General features: G+C 60.4%; 3 protein-coding genes and 1 pseudogene. All 4 read right to left on the bottom strand.

Going from position 1 to position 3,831, the window contains the following annotated elements; all coding sequences use genetic code 11:
* A pseudogene (locus J6525_RS45990) lies at positions 1–489 on the bottom strand (LysR substrate-binding domain-containing protein); the annotation flags it as partial.
* A gap of 171 nt (positions 490–660) precedes the next feature.
* Complete coding sequence (locus J6525_RS45985) at positions 661–1,401, bottom strand: class I SAM-dependent methyltransferase (RefSeq protein WP_225649564.1); 741 nt, start codon at positions 1,399–1,401, stop codon at positions 661–663.
* Positions 1,402–1,425: 24 nt separating this feature from the next.
* On the bottom strand, positions 1,426–3,063 hold the full coding sequence (locus J6525_RS45980; RefSeq protein ID WP_225649563.1) for a glycoside hydrolase family 71/99 protein: 1,638 nt from the start codon (positions 3,061–3,063) through the stop codon (positions 1,426–1,428).
* Between the two features lie 298 nt (positions 3,064–3,361).
* A partial coding sequence (locus tag J6525_RS45975; protein WP_225648379.1) for a LysR family substrate-binding domain-containing protein occupies positions 3,362–3,831 on the bottom strand: 470 nt, incomplete at its 5' end.

Genomic DNA, 3,831 nt, shown 5'->3' with positions numbered 1-3,831 from the left:
GCTGATCCGCGATGTCGGGCAGCACGATCTGCTTGCGCCGCGCCAGCGCGTGCTTGTGCGACAGCGCCACCACGGCGGTCTCCTGCAACAGCGGGACAAACTCGATACGGCGGTCGGGCCGCTCCGGCGGGCGCACGAAGGCGAGGTCGAGCGCGCCAGACAGCAGCTTCGGCAGCAGGCGGATGGTCTTCTCCTCGAGCAGTTGCACGGCAACATCAGGATGGGCGGCGCGGAGGTCGCGCAGCAGCGGCGGCAGCAGGCCGGCCGCGGCGCTGTCGATCGCGCCGATCCGGAAGCGCCGCGCCTGTGGCTTGCGCAGCCGACGGCGAAAGCCGTTCTCGATCGCCAGCAGCTTGATGTGGCGGCCCAGCGCCGAGGGCATCATCTGCAGGCGCAGCGCCGAGGGCATCATCTGCAGGCGCAGCGCCGCGCGCCCGAAACGCAGTTCTCAGCAGCCGCCACGAAGCAGCGAAGCTGGTGCAGTTCCAAGACGTGGGGATTCCTTTCGGCTCAGTCATCGTCATGGCCGGGCTCGTCCCGGCCGTCCAGGTCTTCCTTTTATGCAGCCAAGACGTGAATGCCCGGCGCAAGGCCGGGCATAACGCGTTGTGGGGGAAGCGATCGAGCTCGTGTGCTCTCCGGCAAGAGCCGGGCGCATCGTCACAGTGCGGGGGTCCACCTGTTGCGATGACGGTAGAGCTTTGACAGGCTGAAGTTTCCGACCTCTTGTTCGCCCTTGCGGAAAATGGCTATCGCCTTCTGAACGCTCATTTCCGAAATGATATCGGGCCGGCTCCCACAGAGCATGACGAGCTCGAAGATCAGATTGGTGAGGGCGGGCATATCGGTCCATTGCTGCGTCTGATAGGGCTCCTCCCAATGAGCCCAGGCCCAATCTTCGATCAGATAGAGACCATCGCTCTTGAGATAATGGAAGGACGCCTCGAAGCTTGCTCGCGAGAGCTCGTATTGATGCGAGGCGTCGTCGATAATCATATCTATTCGCTGGCCGGGGAATTCCGTCCTAATGATGGTCTGGACGCGCGCGGTGTCGCCTTGCGACGTATTGTAGTATAATTTGACGCGGTCCGTCAGACCGTGGTCGCGGATCAGGCCAAGCACCGCTGGGCTCGCAGGTCTGATATCGATCCCGACGAACTTGATACGTTCCTCGATCGCGGCAAGAAGCAAAGCCGAACCACCTTCGAAGATGCCGAATTCCAGGATATTGGTAACCCCGTTCTCGCGAATGAGGCTTTTGTAGCGATCAATCATCCCGCGGTTCTTGATGATCGCGATGGAATCCTTCGTCGTCCTGGCATCATTGAAGTTCTGCCTGATCAGGCCAAACTTCATGTCGTTGATCACGAAGGTATTCTCATCACTCCAGACTTCATCCATTGGGAACCCCCTGTCGATATTGACTCAATTAACTGATCGCTGTTGTTTGCCCTGTGGCGTGCAGAGCCTCTCCTGCCAGATAAGCGGTATTTTTTCTCCATCCTCCGACGGTGCTTGGCGCAATTCCTCGCCTGCAATCTGCATGCCTGGCGGACATGGCCACGCAGTTGTCATCGAATCACTGGCCGATTTGCATCCGGCGCCAGCCGTTGTAGTTGAGATCGATGACGAACCGACGGCACACGCCTTCGGATCGATCCGCGTCGGCCACACCAGCTTGAACGGCGGAAGTGTCGGGCGTCGGCCCGCCGCGTTGGCGATCACTTTGAGACGCCGCACGCCTTCAGACAGCGTCGGCTGAATCCAGCCGCCTTCGGAGCTCTCGTTCCAGGCATAGATCACAACGCTCTTGAAGCGATCGTTGCGCGGATTGTTGGCCGCCTGACTGATTGCAGCACGGATTTGCCGTGTCCATTCCTCATCGGTGGCAGGTTGACACCAGTCCGGATTCGGCTTGCGAGTTTTCAGTTCCTGAAGATCGCGCAAAGCCGGTCGATAATCCCAGCCAAGCGTCACGGTTGGTAGGAAGCCTCCAGAACCATTCTGGGCTTCGGCTTGCCAGGCTTTCTGTGCAAGAGCCGCGCAACTGGCGTACGGCAGGGATTTTCCATTCGACCCAAGGGCGGTCGCATATGTACTCGCCGCATCAAATCCTATCCTGTGAGCAACGGGCTCCGTCTCGGACAGGTTGAAGAGCAAGGCAACCAGGTAGAGATCTCGGCCGGTCGCGGCCTTGACCCGATCCCTCATATCCTTCAGGGCCGCCTTTGTACCCTCTTCGCCCCCAAGCCCCTTTATCCACGGGGTCATCGTACCAAGCAGGAAGAACACAGGCGCCGAGCCGTCGCTCGCCCGCATGTAATCCGGCCCAGCTACCGCTTTGCTGATTGCATCACTCACCATCGGCACATCACGAGGGGGGAATGACAGGTTGAAATTCAGCGCGTATTTGATGCCGAGCTTGTCTGGAAGCCGAAGAAAATTTCCCAACGCCCGATTGAGCGCCACGGCTCGACTGGGATCGCGTCCCCAGGAAGAACTCTCCAGGTAGTAGCCGAAGATGAAATAATCCAAGCCTGCGGACTTCGCGTAATGCACGTCCGCATTCAGTGCTCGTTCGGTGTTTCCGGGAAAACCGAGATTTCCGTTCGGCAGACGCTCTGTGTAATACGGAGCGCGCGCGCGCAATCCAGGGTCGGCAAGGACCTGCCCATAGGGACTGTCGAGACTCCAATTGTCCCACCGAATGGCACCTAATGAGACCTTGCTCGACGAGGCCGGTGCCGCAGTTGGTGCGGCGGGCGCTGCGGGTGCCACGGCGGAAGGACTGCCCTTGCTCACCTGAGCCATGGCTGGGAATGAGGAGACTGCCGTCGCAAGCACAACAAGCAGACGGATCGAGCAGTGTCGGGCTGTCCACATCATCACTTTCCCTTGGTCCAAAGCCGCCATGATGCGGCTCGGGATTTCGGTTGTTACTCGACATGCATTCAAGAAGTAACAAAGGGCGCTTATGTGGCGGCGCACTGCAATCGTATCCGTTGAAGCGGAACATCGATGCAACAGCGTGACATCAGACTTGCCCTTGGTTCTCGCGAGCATTGCGCCGCGATTCACATTAGGTCGAAGCAGAACGGGATCGGTGGAACTTTCTGCGCCATGCGTTTCAGTTGATCGAGGAACTTTCTGCCGCCGAAATGGGCACAGGCGTTACCGCGCTCCATGCCTCGCGACGACACGGTTGAAAAATCGAATGATCCTTCCATTGGTTGAAGACAGAGGCTCCGCGTTTTGCAACACAGGTCCCGAATCCATCGATCCGCAAAACGCGTGGTGGAATGGATTCCGAGCTCGCGCTTCGCACGCCGCGGAATGAAGAGAGAGAGAGAGAGAGACGTGTTCACGCCTCGCGCGCGTAACTCTTCAACCTTGCCTCAAGCACCGCGATCACCTGGTCGCGGACCGGATCGCGGGAGCCTTTCAGCCAGGCGGCGGCGAGCGGCAGGCGGCCGGCGCTGCTGCCGCGCTTCAGGCGGAGCGGCACAAAGCGGACGCCGGGGATCGCCATCCGTGCGGTCCAGCGCGGCACGATGGCGACGCCGAGCCTTGCTGCGACCATGTTGACGATGGTCTGCTTCTCGTCGGCGATCTCCTGGATACGCGGCGTCAGCCCGGCCTCGTCGAACAGTTTTGTCGTCAGATCGTGGCTGTGCGGCCGCGAGCGGCGTTCCGGCACGATCAGGGGCTGATCCGCGATGTCGGGCAGCACGATCTGCTTGCGCCGCGCCAGCGCGTGCTTGTGCGACAGCGCCACCACGGCGGTCTCCTGCAACAGCGGGACAAACTCGATACGGCGGTCGGGCCGCTCCG

This window comes from Bradyrhizobium australafricanum (assembly GCF_020329495.1).
GTDB classification, from domain to species: domain Bacteria; phylum Pseudomonadota; class Alphaproteobacteria; order Rhizobiales; family Xanthobacteraceae; genus Bradyrhizobium; species Bradyrhizobium australafricanum.
The sequence above is the reverse complement of the archived record's forward strand: the minus strand, read 5'-3'. Positions and strand labels throughout refer to the sequence as shown.